This is a genomic window from Micromonospora sp. NPDC004336 (genome assembly GCF_053602615.1).
In genome coordinates, this window is the sequence record NZ_JBSGDY010000154.1 from 1 (window position 1) to 15,359 (window position 15,359).

At 73.8% G+C, this 15,359-nt stretch carries 10 protein-coding genes and 1 pseudogene; 3 read left to right on the forward strand and 8 right to left on the reverse strand.

The features are described from left to right. From ACWENR_RS24615 to eccD, 4 genes and pseudogenes are all read right to left on the reverse strand, one after another. Positions 1-953 (reverse strand): annotated as a pseudogene (locus ACWENR_RS24615) (hypothetical protein); the annotation flags it as partial. Positions 954-970: 17 nt separating this feature from the next. Beyond that, positions 971-1,396, reverse strand: a complete 426-nt coding sequence (locus tag ACWENR_RS24620) for a hypothetical protein (protein WP_452279327.1) — start codon at positions 1,394-1,396, stop codon at positions 971-973. A gap of 45 nt (positions 1,397-1,441) precedes the next feature. Beyond that, positions 1,442-2,821, reverse strand: coding sequence for a type VII secretion protein EccB (eccB, locus tag ACWENR_RS24625; RefSeq protein WP_452279328.1), 1,380 nt, complete (start codon positions 2,819-2,821; stop codon positions 1,442-1,444). Between the two features lie 24 nt (positions 2,822-2,845). Next, a complete protein-coding gene (eccD, locus tag ACWENR_RS24630; protein ID WP_452279329.1) occupies positions 2,846-4,231 on the reverse strand; it encodes a type VII secretion integral membrane protein EccD in 1,386 nt (461 codons plus the stop codon). A 49-nt stretch (positions 4,232-4,280) separates the two neighbouring features. Here eccD and eccCa point away from each other — a divergent pair, with 49 nt between their 5' ends. The 3 genes from eccCa (at position 4,281) to ACWENR_RS24645 (ending at position 12,065) form a co-directional block, all read left to right on the forward strand. Next, positions 4,281-8,237 carry a type VII secretion protein EccCa gene (eccCa, locus tag ACWENR_RS24635; RefSeq protein ID WP_452279330.1) on the forward strand — a complete coding sequence of 1,319 codons (3,957 nt, stop codon included), beginning with the start codon at positions 4,281-4,283 and terminating at the stop codon, positions 8,235-8,237. Positions 8,238-8,315: 78 nt separating this feature from the next. Next, on the forward strand, positions 8,316-10,346 hold the full coding sequence (locus ACWENR_RS24640; protein ID WP_452279331.1) for a hypothetical protein: 2,031 nt from the start codon (positions 8,316-8,318) through the stop codon (positions 10,344-10,346). A gap of 48 nt (positions 10,347-10,394) precedes the next feature. Further along, positions 10,395-12,065 (forward strand): right-handed parallel beta-helix repeat-containing protein, encoded by a 1,671-nt coding sequence (locus tag ACWENR_RS24645; RefSeq protein ID WP_452279332.1) that lies wholly within the window; start codon positions 10,395-10,397, stop codon positions 12,063-12,065. Positions 12,066-12,186: 121 nt separating this feature from the next. On the opposite strand, the gene ACWENR_RS24650 is transcribed toward ACWENR_RS24645, so the two are convergent. The 4 genes from ACWENR_RS24650 to ACWENR_RS24665 all read right to left on the reverse strand — a co-directional run bounded on the left by ACWENR_RS24650 (position 12,187) and on the right by ACWENR_RS24665 (position 15,279). After that, positions 12,187-12,963 carry a glycosyltransferase gene (locus ACWENR_RS24650; RefSeq protein ID WP_452279333.1) on the reverse strand — a complete coding sequence of 259 codons (777 nt, stop codon included), beginning with the start codon at positions 12,961-12,963 and terminating at the stop codon, positions 12,187-12,189. Further along, entirely contained in the window at positions 12,960-13,595 is a 636-nt protein-coding gene (locus tag ACWENR_RS24655) for a histidine phosphatase family protein (RefSeq protein WP_452279334.1), read from the reverse strand. Before ACWENR_RS24655 ends, ACWENR_RS24650 begins: the two co-directional genes overlap by 4 nt. 21 nt (positions 13,596-13,616) lie before the next feature. Further along, positions 13,617-14,678, reverse strand: coding sequence for a hypothetical protein (locus ACWENR_RS24660; protein ID WP_452279335.1), 1,062 nt, complete (start codon positions 14,676-14,678; stop codon positions 13,617-13,619). Positions 14,679-14,778: 100 nt separating this feature from the next. Continuing rightward, on the reverse strand, positions 14,779-15,279 hold the full coding sequence (locus ACWENR_RS24665) for an MFS transporter (protein ID WP_452279336.1): 501 nt from the start codon (positions 15,277-15,279) through the stop codon (positions 14,779-14,781). Positions 15,280-15,359 lie beyond the last annotated feature (80 nt).

Sequence of the window (15,359 nt, forward strand, 5' to 3'; positions counted from 1 at the left end):
GGCCCGGGCGTTGCCGCGGCCAGCCTGCCGGCGAGTGCGTTCGGCAGCGCCGGAGCGGTGCCGGGCGCGACGCCGACCGGCGGGGCGACGAGCGGGCCCGGGCCGTCGGTGCCCGGAGTCGCGGCCGGGAGAGCAGGTGGCGCGGGCGGGACGGCCGGCTTCGCGGGCGCCGTGGGCGGCCCGGGCGGCACCGACGGCGCGAGGGCGGCGTGCGGTCCGCTGCCAGGCACCCGGTCGGGGGTCGACCGGCCCCCTGGTGCCGTACCGTCGCCGGCCCACGGCTGCGCGGTGTCGGCGCCGGCGTACTGCGGCGGCACCACGCCGGGCGCTCCCCGCCAGCGGGCGCCCGCCTCGAAGTCGGCCGACAGCCGCCGGCCCACGTCGATGATCCGCTGCCGGTAGCGCTCGTGGAGCTGGGGGTAGAACCGCTCCAGCGCGGCGACGATCTCGGCGGCCCCGGCCGCCCGCAGCGCGGCGAGATCCGGCGGGAAGGCGGGCAGCGGGCCGACCGCCACCGCCTGGGGCGCCTGCCGCAGGTATGCCTGGCGGAACTCGCGTTCCAGAGCGTCGGCCTCGTCGTGCCGTCGCCTGATCGCGGCGGCGAGGGTGTCGAGAATGTCGATCTTCTCCGTGACGCCTCTGATCCACTCGTCGAGGCTGAACGCGTGCGCGCCGGCGAACCACAGGTAGTTCGCCCGCGCGCCGCCGGACGTCCAGGCCCGGCTCAGCGCGCCCATCTGGGTGTCGACGGCGTCGGCGAGGCGCCGCAGGCCCTCCCGTACGGCGGCGTACCGGCTGGCCAGGCGTTCGGGGCCGGTCGGGTCCTCGCTGCGGATCGCCGCGAGGACCTCGTCGAAGGTGGGGAGGGACTCCCAGTCGGTGCGCGCCGGTGGCGGCACGTCGATCCGCTGCGTGGTCTCGCCGTCGCCGTCGAACGTGAAGTATTCCGCCACGTCGCTCTCCCCCCGGGTCAGGAGCCGGCGGGGAGGTTCCCGTCCCGCTCCAGCATGTCCCGCATGGCGTCGGGGTCGTCCAGCAGCCGGCCCGCCGAGCGGTCGGTTCCGTCGTAGTTGGCCGCGATGTAGCCGGCGGCGTTGCCCAGCGCGTGCACGCCGCGCATCGCGCTGTCGGCGAAGTCCGTCAACGCGGCCGCCTCCGCCGCGGCGACGTCACGGAACCAGTTTCCCTCCCGCACCGGCGTCGCCGGGCCGGTCGCCGCCGCGGCGACCCGGGGCGCGGCGTCACGCACCACGTCGTCGCGGAACCTGGCATATTCGCCGCCGTTCGCGTCGGGGCCGCCGACCAGCGCGGTCGCGACCCGCTCGACGGCGGGCACCCGCACGGTGATGGTGGCGTCCGGGCGCTCGGCGTCCGCAGTGGACTCGGGACTGGGCATGGGCACCTCCGGTCGCTCGGGGCGGACGGCCAGCCGATCGTAGCGTCACGGCACGGCCGAAACCATATTCATCGCGTCGAGTACCGGCCCCTGCGGCAGGCGCTCCACCAGGGTGCTGGGCATCCGCACGACGGCGGCGCCCGGCAGTCCCAGCCGCTCCAGCGCGGTCGCGGAGCCCACGGGATAGCGCCGGCCGGTCTCGGTGACCAGGTAGACCGGGCCGGTCTCGGCGGTCGGGCTGGGCTGCGCCCGCACCAGCGCGCCGCGACCGGCGGCCACCAGCACCTCGTCGGCGAGCAGTGTGCCGGCGGCGTTGACCCCGCCGGTCCGCGCCGCCGCGGGGCGGGGCTCCGGAACGGCGCCGACGGTGATCTCACGCTCGTCGCTGCCGCCGCTGACGATCTGGCAGACCGCTCCCCGGCTGCGCGCGGCGGGGACGACCGGCGGCACCGCACCGTCGCCGAGTGCCGCCTCGGCGAGGGGTTCCAGGATCGTCGCGCCGGCGAGTTGCACCGGGTTGACGACGGTGGAGGGGGCGGTGTCCTTCGCCGTGGCGCGGATCAGCGCCTCCTGCAGGGCGGTGATCGGCTGGACGCCGGACGGACGGGCGACGTAGCGCAGGGTGTTGCCCGCCACCGTGCTGGTCAGCAACTGACCGACCCGCACGCCGGGGAGGCGGGCCACGGCGCCACCGCGGCCCGCGACGCCGATCGCGCCGAGTTCCGGCCCGACCGGTAGCGTGGCCAGCCACGCCGAGCTGACCGTCAGCACGTCCGGTGTGGTGACCGCGAGGGCGCCGGTGACCGCCGCGCGGTCGGTGACGGCGTGGCGGCGCCCCTTGTAGACGATGGAGAGCTGGCGCTGCACCGGGTCCGTCACGGCGACCGCCTCGTCGGCGAGCGGCGCTCCGGCCGCCACCCGCTCGCCGACCACCACGACGGAGCGGGCGGGGGCGCCCGGTTCGGCCGGGCGCATGCAGAACGACCAGGGGCCGGCCAGCAGGTCACGGGCCGTCGGGATCGCGTTCGGCGCGTCCGGCACGCCGACCGTGTGCCCGCGCGGCCAGGTGAGCGACGCGCGGTTGACCGACACCGGCGGATTCGCCAGCCCGCGCAACAGCGCGGCCGAGGAGAAGTTCAGCACCGGGTAGAGGGTCCGCCCGTCGCAGACGTACGCCGATCCGGTCTCCTTCTCGAGGATCACCCGGTCGCAGGCGGTCCAGCTCTTGGCGCCGGCGGGCCGGAAGTAGCCGTAGATGCCCGCTCCCGCGAGGCAGATCACCACGAGCATCACCGCGGCGAGGGTCACCCCGGGCAGCCGGGTGCCCGACCACTCCAGCGGGTCGGGCCGCTGGGCCACCAGGGCGGTGTGCAGGCGGCGTTGCAGGAACTGCCGCGAGTGGATCAGATCCCGCCGGGTCAGCACGGTCGCCCCGGCCGCGCGGGGCGCTCAGCCACCGAGACCCCGCATGTACCCGACCAACCCGGTGACCAGGACCGCGAGCACGCCGGTCAGGGCGAGCAGCACGTACTCGGTGACGTCCGCGACCCGACCGAGCTGCGGCGAGGGCTCCCGGACGGCGTACGTGCGCCCGGCGACGTACGCGGCGGCCGCGACGAGCACCACCGCCGCCAGGGCCAGCGGGACGTGGCGGACGCGGCCGGCCGGGTCGACGCCCTCCCAGCCGTACGCCAGCAGCCCCAGGCCACCGGCCAACGCGGCGGCCAGCAGCGGGAGCCGGTGCCGGACGGCGACGAAGGCCCGCGCCCGCAGCGCGCACACGACCACGACGACGGCGGCCAGCAGCCGGGCGGAGACGTCGTCCTCGCGCGCCAGGACGACCGCGCAACCGGTCAGGGCGACGCACATCGACCACAGCAGGCTGGTGAGCAACGCGTCGCTGCGGGCGACCACGGCGGCGATCCGGTCGGGCGGCGGCAGCGGCTCGTCGACCGGCGGCTCGGTGCCGACGTTCGGCACGGTCGGGACGGGCAGGCCGCCCTGGCGGGCCGCGAGGCGGGGCAGCCACGGCGAGCCGAGCAGCAGCACCCCGGCGACGATCCCGGCGGCGGCGGCCGGTGTGGTCGCCATCGCCAGCAGCGCGCCGACGGCGCCGAGCGTGCCGGCGCCCAGCACCGCGACGTGCACCACCCGGTGCGTGCCGACCGCGATCAGGGCGGCCACCGCCGCCCAGGCCAGCGCCGCGCCGCAGACCAGCAGCTGGGGCCGGCCGAGTCGCGCGGCGCCGGTGCCCAGCAGCGCCGCGCCGAGGCCGAGGTAGGCGTAGGAGGCGACGCAGAGCAGCAGGGCGGTGCCGGCGTCGCGCAGCACCCGGGCCGCGACCGCAGCGACGGCGAGCGCCACGAGGGCCAGCACGACCAGGCCCGTGCCGCCGACGGTCCAGTCCGGGCCCGCGCGGAGCGCGACGATCAGGCCGCCGACCAGCGCGACCGCCGTCGCCGCGGCGCCGGCACGTCGGGTGTGCCCGCCGGACCACGCCGCGCCCAGCAGCCGCGCCTCGTGCGCGACGGCGTCGGCGAGGTCGTCGTACTCGGGCTCGGGCCACTGCTGGTCCTGCGGGGCGAGCATGACCGTCTCGCCGTCGGTGACGTTCTGCCCGGTCAGCGACCGGTTCGGGTCGAGCAGTGTGCCGTCCGCGCGCCGCAGCACCCACCCGTGGTGGGCGAGCCCCTCGTCGGCGAGCCCCACCCCGGCGTGCCGCAGCAGGGCCGGCTGGAGGTTCACCAGCGGCAGGTAACCGGGGACGGCGAGGTCGGCACGGCGTTGCGGGCTGAGCAGTACTATGCGCGTCAGCCCGACCTTCGTCGTCTGCACCTTCGACACTCCAAACAGGCCAGATTGGTCCACATCGGAGGAAGAGTCCTTGACTACGGTGATTCGCAGGCGTCCCGCCCGTCGCCCGGCGCCACCTTATCCCACCGGCGAGGTCGTTCTTGAGCCCGCGCCGGAGATCCCGGCGCCGGGTGGGCGGGGCTGGTCCCAGCTGCTCATGCTGCTGCCGATGCTCGCCGGCTCGCTCGCGATCGCGCTCATCTTCGCCGGTCAGCGGGGCACCGGCGGGCCGTTGGCGTACATCACCGGCGGTCTGTTCGGCATCTCGGCGCTCGGCATGGTGATGATGCAGTTCTCCATGCACGGCTCGCGTCCGTCCAAACAGGAGATGCACGGCGCGCGCCGGGAGTACCTGTGGGAACTGGACGCCTATCGGCGGTCGGTACGCCGGACCGCCCGCGAGCAGCGCTCGGCGGAGTACTACCGGCACCCGGCCCCGCACCGGCTGACCTGGCTGGTGGACAGCGCGCGCCTTTGGGAGCGGCGGCCGAAGGATCTCGACTACTGCCTCGTACGTCTCGGGCTGGGACCACGGGCGTTGGCCACCCCGCTGGTGACCGGACCGGCCACGCCGCCGGAGAAGGCGGAGCCGGTCGCGGCGGCGGCGCTGCGCAGGTTCGTGCGGACCTACGGTGAGCTGCCCGACCTTCCGGTGGTGCTGGCGCTCAACGGCTTCGGCCGGATCTACCTGCGGGGTGACCGTCGGCGGGCGAGGACGATGGTGCGGGCCATGCTGGCGCAGGCGGTCACCTTCCACGCCCCCGGCGACCTGCTGGTCGCGGTCTGCGCCGGTGACCCGGTCCGCGCCCAGTGGGAGTGGGCGAAGTGGCTGCCGCACGCCCAGCACCCGACCTCGACCGACGCGCTCGGCTCGCTGCGCCTGCTCGCGTCGAGCATCGTCGGGCTGGAGGCGATGTTGGAGGACCTGCTCGCCGCGCGACCGCGGTTCGACGTCGAGGTGGCCGAGTCGTACTCGAACGGCCCGCACGTGATCGTCGTCGTCGACGGCGGCGACACCGCCGGCGCCGACCACCTGATGACCGAGAGCGGCGTCGAGGGCGTGACCGTCATCGACCTGTCGAGCGAGCCGCCGCGCAACTTCGACCGGTCGACCCTGGTGGTGGAGGTGGCCGAGGACGGCGCGCTGGTCGCGCGGACCTTCGACGGCGTCCGGCCGCTGGGGCACGGCGACAGCTTCGGCCTGGCGGCGGCGGAGGCGCTCGCCCGGCAACTGAGCCCGCTGCGGCTGGCCGGCACCGGCGGCGGCGACCGAGCGATGAACGCCGAGCACGGCCTCGCCGAACTGCTGGGCGTGGCCGATCCGCACGCGTTGGATCCGCGGGACACCTGGGCCCCCCGGCCGAACCGGGACCGGTTGCGGGTACCCGTCGGCATCGGCCCCGGCGGCGAGCGGGTGGAACTGGACCTGAAGGAGTCGGCGCAGGACGGGATGGGGCCGCACGGGCTGCTGATCGGCGCGACGGGCTCCGGTAAGTCGGAACTGCTGCGCACCCTGGTCCTCGCCCTCGCGGTCACCCACCCCCCGGAGACGCTGAACTTCGTCCTGATCGACTTCAAGGGCGGCGCGACGTTCACCAAGCTCGACCTGCTGCCGCACACCAGCGCCGTGATCACCAACCTGGCCGACGAACTGCCGCTGGTCGACCGGATGACCGACGCGATCAACGGCGAGCTGGTCCGCCGCCAGGAACTGCTGCGCAAGGCGGGCAACTACGTCTCACAGCGCGACTACGAGCGGGCCCGGCAGGCCGGCGCGCCGCTCGCCCCGCTGCCGAGCCTCTTCGTGGTCTGCGACGAGTTCAGCGAGCTGCTCACCGCCAAGCCGGACTTCATCGACATGTTCGTGCAGATCGGCCGGGTCGGCCGGTCCCTCGGCATCCACCTGCTGCTGGCCAGCCAGCGGCTCGAGGAGGGGCGGCTGCGCGGGCTGGACACCCACCTGTCCTACCGGATCGGGCTGCGCACCTTCTCCCCGGCGGAGAGCCGCGCCGTGCTGGGCGTGAACGACGCCTACGAGCTGCCCCGCGCGCCCGGGCACGGCTACCTCAAGTTCGGCACCGACCCGCTGGGCCGGTTCCGTGCCGCCTACGTCTCCGGCGCCTACCGCAGCGCGGAGCAGCTCGAGGTGGCCGAGGCCGACACCCGGGTCCTGGAGTTCACCTCGGCGTACGTCGCGCCCGCCGAGGCGCGGGAGGCGTCGGCCCCGGCCGCGGTGGAGGAGGCGCCGGACGACCCGAGCCTGCTCGACATCATCACCGGCCGGCTGCACGGCCGGGGCGCGCCGGCCCACCAGGTGTGGCTGCCGCCGCTGGGCGCCGCCCCGACGCTCGACGAGCTGCTGGGCGAGCTGCGCCGTGATCCCGATCGGGGGCTCACCGTCGCCGACCCCGAGCTGGCCGGTCGGCTGCGGGTGCCGCTGTCGCTCGTCGACAAGCCCTTCGAGCAGCGGCGCGACGTGCTGACGTTGGACCTGTCCGGCGCCGAGGGGCACGTGGTGGTGGTCGGGTCGCAGCAGTCCGGCAAGAGCACGCTGCTGCGTACCCTCGTCTGCAGTCTGGCGCTCACCCACACCCCGCGCGAGGTCCAGATCTACTGCCTGGACTTCGGCGGGGCCACGCTGACGGCGCTGCGCCGGCTGCCGCACGTCGGCGGCGTCGCGCCCCGCCACGAGGTCAACCAGGTGCGCCGCACCGTCGCCGAGGTGCTGGGGCTGCTCGACGAGCGGGAGCGGCTGTTCATCGAGCACGAGATCGACTCGATGGCCGCCTACCGCCGGGCGCGGGCCGCCGGCCGGTTCGCCGACCAGCCGCACGGCGACGTGTTCCTGGTCGTCGACGGCTGGCTGACGCTGCGCAACGAGTTCGAGGACGTCGCCGACAAGGTGGTCGACATCGCCAACCGGGGCCTGTCGTACGGCATCCACGTGGTCGCCTCGGCGGCCCGCTGGTACGACATCCGTGGCGGCGCCCGCGACGTCTTCGGCACCCGGCTGGAGCTGCGGATGGTCGACCCCTCGGACTCGGCGATCGACCGGCGGGCCTCGGCGAACATCCCGGAGAAGTCGCCCGGCCGGGGCATCACTCCGGACGGGTTCCAGTGCCTGACCGCGCTGCCGCGCATCGACGGCGTCAGCGACGCGGTGGAGCTCGGCCCGGCCACCCTGGAGCTGGTCGACGCGATCCGCACGGCATGGGACGGGCCGGAGGCACCCGCCGTCCGGCTGCTGCCCGGCCAGGTGCCGTTCGGGTCCCTGCCCCAGGGCCCGGGGCTGCCCGGGCTGGCGATCGGGATCGCCGAGCACGACCTGCGGCCGGTGCACGTCGACCTGGCCGGCGCCGACCCGCACTTCCTGATCTTCGGTGACTCGGAGTCGGGCAAGTCCAACCTGCTGGCCGCGTTCGCGCAGGCGATCGCCGAGCGGTACGAGCCGAGCGAAGCGAAGATCATCGCGCTGGACTACCGGCGGTCGCTGCTCGGCCGGCTGCCCGCCAGTCACCTGCTGGCGTACGGCACCAACAGCGAGCAGAGCACGGGCATGCTCGCCGACGCCGCGGGGGTGATGCGGGAGCGGATCCCCGGCCCCGACGTCACCGCGGAGCAGCTGCGCGCCCGCAGCTGGTGGCGGGGCGCGGAGCTGTACCTGCTGGTCGACGACTACGACCTCGTCGCCACCGACCGCAACCCGGTGCAGGTCCTGCACGAGTTCCTGGCCCAGTCGCGCGAGGTGGGCCTGCACCTGGTCGTCGCCCGGCGCAGCGGCGGCGCGCAGCGGGGGTTCTACGACCCGGTGCTCAGCCGGCTGCGCGACCTGGCGACGCCGGGCGTGGTGCTCTCCGGCGACCGCGACGACGGGCCGCTGCTGGGCAACGTCCGGCTCGGGCCGCTGCCGCCCGGCCGGGGCTGGCTGGTGACCCGCAAGGAGGGCGCCCGCCTCATCCAGTGCGCCCTCACCGACCAGCCACAGTAAGGCATTCACGAGCGTACCCGGCCGCGATATCCTCGCCGCGTCGCCGTTCGCCGGCCGGACCGTCCGAGAGGGACAGCCATGGGAGAGCCAGACATCCGCGTCGGGAGCCTCGGCCAGTTCAAGGAGTTCATCAACGACCTGGGCACGACTCCCAAGGGTCTGACGGCCGAGGACCTGGGCCTACCGACACTGGCCACACTCGTGGACGCAGACTTCAAGGAGCTTGAATATCTCCACAAGGTCGTGGATTACCAGAGCAGGCAGCTGGCACTGTTCGTCGAGGACGTGATCAAGGGGTACGCCGGCACGGCCGAGATCATCAACTTTGTCGGCTCCAACTACTTCAACGCCGAGATGTACAGCGGGCAGAAGCTTCGCGAGCCGATGAGCCGAAAAGAGGCGGACGCCGCAAACAAGGCCGAGATCCGCGAGGATGACGGCAAGCCGTACGATGCCCACGGCTGGCTGATTGACGGCGCCTCAGGCAACCAGGTGGACGACCTGGACTTCTATCATGAGCAACAAGAACTGAAACTTTCCGAACCGATCAAGCCAAAGTCGACCGACTGGGCCGACCCGGGTCGGGGCGACTGGGAAAAAGGCGATTCCGGCGAGGCTTTCCGGCATGTGCATTACGTTTTCATGCGGATGAAGCCCGAACTGCTGACGGAACGTAGCGACCGGTGGGCCGGCCTCGCAAAGGCGCTAAAGACTGCCGGACTCGACCTCAGGCAGTCGGTCGAGGAGCTCACCGACACTTGGAGAAGCCCTGCAGCGAGCAGTTTTCGTAAGCGCATGCAGCAGGCCATCAGTTCAATCCTCACCTGGGCCGACGGCGCGGAATCAAGGGCACACTTACTCAAGAGCGCCGCAGAAGTGATGACCCAGAACATGGCGACTGTCGAAAACCTCAAGCCGAGCTTCGACTACTGGGCCCAATTATACGAGGACCAAAAACAGAAATGGTACGGCGCTTACCATTTCCTTCAACTGAGCGACATCGCCGAGCGCGCGCTGGATTATTACGACACCATTGGAATCATGCTCGGAAACGCCCTGTCCAACGCCCTCATTCATGTTGCCGACAGTTGGAGCGCGCCGCCGCGGTACCCCGGCTTCACCTCGGACACGCCGCTGCCGCCCCCCACGGCGGGGCCGGCCCCGACGGGCGTGCCGGGCGGGCCCGGCGGTGGCCCCCCGGGCGCTGCCGGTGGCCCCCCCGGTGGCATGCCGAGGCCCGGCAACGGCCCCCCCGGCAGCAACCCGCAGAAGATCGTCGACGGCATCCGGAACAAGTACGAGGAGGCGATGAAGAAGCAGCGGAAGGAGTACGAGAAGGCGCTCAAGGCCCAGCAGGACGCCGCGGCCAAGATGAAGAAGCAGTACGAGGACGCGCTCGCCAAGCAGCGGGATGCGGCGGCCAAGCAGGCAGAGGACCTGCGGAAGGGGCTGCGGGAGGCGCAGCAGGGCGTACCGCCGGGTCTGGGCGCCGGGCCGCAGGGCCTCGACGACGCCCTCCGGCAGCAGCAGGATCTGCTCGACTCGCTGGGCACTCCCCCGCCGAGCGTCGAGGACCTCACCCGGGACCTGGGCCGGGCGATGGAGAACGTCGGGCTGGATCCGTCGGCCGTGAGCGCCCTGCCCGCGTACCTCAACGGGCTGAACGGCCTAGGCGGGCCGGGCGCTCCCGGCGGACCCGCCGTGGGGCTGCCCGGGGCCTCCAACTCGCCGGACCTGCTCGGCCGCGGCGGCGCCACCCCGACCACCACCGGGCTCGGCGCCTCGGCGCTGACCGGCCGGATGACGCCCGCCGTCGCTCCCGGCGTTCCGCCCGGCGCGGGCATGGGCGGCATGCCCCTCATCCCGCCGATGGGCGGCATGCCGATGGGCGGCGGCGGTCCCGCACCGCTCAGCGGCCGCAAGAACCGTCCCCCGCTGCCCGGCGAGGAGACCCAGAAGCCGGCCGGCCGGCCCCGCATCGTCGACCCCGCGGGTGACGGCACCACCGAGTCGCGTCCCGCGCGCGCGGGCGACCGTCGTGCCGTCGTCGCCCAGCCGGCGAAGGCGCCCGAGGCCGAACCCGGCCAGGCGCTTGGCCGCACCGCCTGACGACTGTCCCTGTTAGAGTCAAGATCCCCTCAGCCCCCTGCTGGAGCCATGAAGAACATCGTGCAGGTCTCGCCGAGCCAGGCGGGCGCGTACCCGTCCATCAGCGACGCGATCCGCGCCGCCGCCGACGGCGACACCATCGCGATCGCCCCCGGCGAATACCACGAGAACCTGACTCTCTCCGGCAGGCGGTTGACGCTGACGGCGGCGGCGGGCCGGGACACGGTCACCGTGCTGCCCCGGTATGCCGCCGAGGCGCTGCTGGAGGTGCGCGGGGGCGCGGTCGAGGTGCGGGAGCTGACCCTGGCCGCGCGCGAGGCGCCCGCCGTCACCGTGGCCGGCGGCACGTTCGGGCTGCACGGCTGCGCGGTCGAGGCGGGCTCCGCCACGGCGGTGCACATCGGCGGCCGGGCCACCTTCGAGGTCACCGGCTGCCGGATCTCCCGCGCCCGGATCGGGCTGTCGCTCGACAACTGCGAGGGCACGGTCACCGACTGCGAGATCGTCGACATCGTCACCGACGGCGTCCTGATCCGCTCGGCCGACCCCCGGCTGCGCAACTGCAGCGTCACCGACTGCGGCTACCGCGGCGTGTACGTGTACGAGTACTCCAAGCCGGCCCTCGACAGTTGCAAGATCTCCCGGATCGGCGACGTCGGCATCGCGGTGGCCCAGCACAGCTCGCCGGTGCTGCGCGGCTGCGTGGTCAGCGAGGCCCGGGGCGCCGGCATCACGGTGGCCGCCGACTGCGGCGGCGAGCTGTCGGACTGCCGGACCGAGCGCACCGCGGAGCCGGGCGTCCAGCTCGCCCCCGGTTCCCGGGCGGAGCTGGTCACCAGCGACCGCCGCCGGCACGGCCAGGTGGGCGCGGCGGGCCGGCCGGTCACCGCCGACCAGGCCCGGGTGGATCAGCTGCTCGCCGAGCTGGACGACCTCGTCGGGCTGCCCGCGGTGAAGGGCGAGGTGCGGGCGCTGATCGACGAGATCCAGGTCAACGAGTGGCGCCGCAGCGGCGGCCTGTCGGTGGCGCCGACCAGTCACCACCTGGTGTTCACCGGCTCGCCCGGCACCGGCAAGACCACCGTCGCGCGGCTGTTCGGCCAGATCCTCGCGGCGCTGGGCCTGCTGTCGCGCGGCGAGTTCAAGGAGGTCGCGCGGCGCGACCTGGTCGGGCAGTATCTCGGCCACACCGCCGAGAAGACCACCGCCGCGTTCGAGTCCGCGCTCGGCGGCGTGCTGTTCATCGACGAGGCGTACACCCTGTCGCGGCAGTTCGGCTCCGGCGGCGACTTCGGGCAGGAGGCCATCGACACGCTGGTCAAGCTGATGGAGGACCACCGGCACGAGGTGGCGGTCATCGTCGCCGGCTACACCGGGGACATGCTGCACTTCCTCGACGCCAACCCCGGCCTGGCCTCCCGGTTCAGCAAGACCATCGAGTTCGAGAACTACACGCCCGCCGAGCTGTCCAGGATCCTCAGCTCGATGGCCGAGTCGCACGAGTACTACCTGGACGGCGAGGCCGTCGCCGAGTCGACGAGGTATTTCGGCCGCCGGCTGGGCGACCCGAACTTCGGCAACGCCCGCGAGGCGCGCAAGCTGTTCGAGTCGATGCGCAAGACGCAGTCCCAGCGGCTGCGGCAGCTGCGCCGGGTGCCCTCGCCGGAGGAGCTGCAGCGGCTGACCCTCGACGATCTGACCGCCGCCATCGCCGGCTGACCGGCCCCGCGCGTACGCCTCGACCGGCATCGGGGACGTTGCGAAACCGCCTCGGGGACGTTGCGAAGCCGGCCTCGGGGCCCCGTTTCCGTGCCGCGTTGAGGGCGCCCCGGACGGTCCCTCAGTGCGGGCTGGGCCGTGGCGCGCTGATGGGCGTCATGCCCGCCTGCGCGCGACGGGCGTTGACGGCCGCCTCGATCGTCGCGAAGGCGTGCACCTTCGCGTCGTGGTATCCCGCCCTGACGATGGTCTGGCCGGGCCAGCGGCGGTAGAGCACGGTCACCGCGGGCAGGGTCAGGCCCCCTCCGGCGGCCGCCACGTTGAGGCAGAAGCCGACGTCCTCGTTGACGCCGAGGCCGGGCCAGCCGAAGGCGGCGAGGGCCACCGACCGGCGGACCATGATGTTGTTGGGGTGGAAGGGAAAGGGCGAGACCCACTCCTCCTCCAGCTGGTACCGGCGCCAGCGCCGCGGCCGGTCGACCCATCTCGGCGTACGCGACAGGTCGTCCAGCCAGCGGCGGTTCGTCGCCACCCAGACGACCTCGTCCGGGTACGGGGTCGTGGCCACCGCCTCGAAGCCGTCGACGTCGAGCACGTCGTCGGCGTCCAGTGGGAAGATCCAGTCACCGGTGCTGGCCGCCAGGGCGTGGTTGCGGGCCGCCGACACGCCCTGCGCGACGGGCAGGGTCAGCACCCGGTCGGGGCCGGCCTTCTCGACCGTGGCGCTGTCGACGCCGGGGCCGTCGACGACCAGGCACCACTCGACCCCGACGCCGCTGGCGGTCAGGCGCGACCGCAGGGCGGCGATGCTCTCCGCCGTCTCGTGCAGGAAGTCCGTTCGGCGTGGGTGGGCGGCGGTCAGCAGGGACACGCGGGCCGGCCGCGCCGTCGCCGTCACCGGGCCCTCCCCCGGGTGGGCTCGGGCAGCGGCTCGCCGCGCCAGGACTCGCAGCGCAGCGAGCCCGCGACCCGGACGGCATCGACCTGCTCGACGTTGTCGATGCCGGGATCGGCGAGGACGAACTCCGCGGTGAGGTTGGCGCACAGGTGCGGAAGGACGATCCGGAACAGCGTGCCGTGGCCGACGAGGACGACGGTGCCGTCTCGGTCGTCGAGCCGTTCGACCAGGCGCCCCACCCGGTCCACCGCCGAGCGGGCGCACTCCCCCGCCGGCGAGAAGGGATGGTCGAGGTCGCCGAGACGCAGCCAGCGGTGCCAGGTCTCGTCGATCCGCGCGGCGACGTCGTCGTGCAGGCGCCCCTCGATCTCGCCGGCGTCGCACTCGGCCAGTTCCTCGGCAACCCGCATCGGCGCGCGCACCGCCGCCGCCACGACGGTCGCGGTCTCGACCGCCCGCAGCAGCGGGCTCGTCACCACGCCCACCACGTCCGGCAGCGCGGCCAGCCGCCGGCCGGCCAGCGCGGCCTGCCGGCGGCCGGTCGCGTCCAGGGACGGGCCGGGACGCCTGGTCGAGATTCGCCGTACGGTGTTCTCCGCTGTCCGACCGTGCCGCAGGAAGACAAAACGCACGTCGCGCCCCTTCTGTCCGGCTCAGACCCGGGCGGTCTGTCGCTTCGGCCGGTAGGCCACCGCGGCCTTCGGGTTGCGGTGGAACAACTGGTCGATCTGGGTGGCGTCCAGGCCGATGGAGAGCATGTTCGCCCGCTGCAGCTCGTACCCGGAGGAGCCGGCCGCCACGGCGCCGTCGTCGCGCAGCCGCAACCGGCTGTAGGTGTCCTGGGTCAACGCCTCCCCGGCCATCGTGTTGATCTCGGTGTGGTCGGTCAGCGCGATGAGCCGGTCGCAGCCGAGGAAGTCCACCGTGCGGCGGCAGATGGCGAGGTCGACGTGGCGCCCGTCGAAGTTGAGGCAGGGCATGAGCCGGCCGTCGAGCGCCGCGGTGAGCACGGCCGCGGGAACCGGGCCGAGCAGCTCGGCGATGTTCTGCCGCGTCCAGGTCGGGCCGATGACGGCGGCGAGCTGCTCCGGTTTGCGGGCCAGGGCCGCCTCGGTCCGCCAGGCGTGGGCGAAGCGGCGGGGCATGTCGTTGTAGAGGTGATCGGTCAGCACGAGGTACGGCGACGACTCGTAGCGGGAGTGCAGGTAGTCGAGCACCTCGCCGACGCGGCGGGCACTGCGGTCGGGGTCGTCGCGGTGGAAGTGCCCGACGGCGATCCGCACCTCGCTGTCGTAGCAGCGGTCGAGCAGGTCGGCGAACGTCATCCCGTCGTCGAGGGGCTCGTCCAGCGCGGCGCCGTCCGGGGCCATCACCACGTACCGCAGCCCGTGCGGGCCGAGATCGGCGAGCTGGCGCCACTCGTCCGCCGTCGGATGCCACTTGCCCTTCCTGGGGATGCCGCCGTCGGGGCCGAGCAGCGGGCCCTCGATCGCGAAGCCCGCGATGTTCGGCAGGGCGCCCTCGGCGGACAGGACACCGTAGCGCTCGACGAGGGCGCGCAGCGCCGGAAGCTTCTCCCGCCGCAGGTAGATCGTCGGGACTATCTCCACGTCGCGGTCGGCGGCGAGCTGCTGGAGCGGGGCGAGGTCGTCGGGGGACATGGCGGAGAAGTCGTACGGGCCCAGGCCGTGGAAGTGGTAGAGGAAGGCGGTCATCGGTCAACTCCCCAGGAGGTACGCCGGGCACTCGGGATGCGAGAGCCCGGGCGGGTGCGATGGTCGGTTGCCGGTCGGTACGCGTCACCGCGTGCCGACCTCACTCTTCGCGGGCCTCACCTCCCCGCTCCGGCGCTGCCTGCGCGGCCACCGCGCCGGCGGCGAGCGCGAGCCCGACTCCGGCGAGTGCGACCGTCAGAAACGCCACGCGCAGCGAGGCGAGCTCGGCCACCTGGCCCACCAGCACGGGCGCGAGCAGCCAGCCGGCGTATCCCATCGCGCTGACGGTGGCGATGGCCGAACCGGAGTCACTGGCGCCGCCGTGCCGGCCCGCCGCGCTGAGGATCAGCGGCACCAGCACGGACAGCCCCGCGCCGAGCAGGACGAAACCCGCCACGGCCATCGGAGCCGCCACGGCGGTCACCACGACCGCCGACCCGACGACGGACACGATCGCCGCGACGCGGGCGGTCGTCGCCGGCCCCACGACGCGTACGACGGCGTCGCCGACCAGCCGGCCGGCCACCATCGCCGCGGCGAAACCGACGTAGCCCACGGCGGCCGGTCCCGCGGCCACGTCGGTGACGTCGTGGACGTACACCCCGCTCCAGCGCGGCGCCCATGGCGCCCACCGACCTCTGGGCCTCCCGGCTGGCCCGGTTGACCCGGGGCATCGCGAGG

Bases quoted from the DNA above. Each gene is read 5' to 3' on its own strand.
- ACWENR_RS24620 (WP_452279327.1), bottom strand. From the start codon at position 1,396: ATGCCCAGTCCCGAGTCCACTGCGGACGCCGAGCGCCCGGACGCCACC.
- ACWENR_RS24640 (WP_452279331.1), top strand. From the start codon at position 8,316: ATGGGAGAGCCAGACATCCGCGTCGGGAGCCTCGGCCAGTTCAAGGAG.
- ACWENR_RS24645 (WP_452279332.1), top strand. From the start codon at position 10,395: ATGAAGAACATCGTGCAGGTCTCGCCGAGCCAGGCGGGCGCGTACCCG.
- ACWENR_RS24660 (WP_452279335.1), bottom strand. From the start codon at position 14,678: ATGACCGCCTTCCTCTACCACTTCCACGGCCTGGGCCCGTACGACTTC.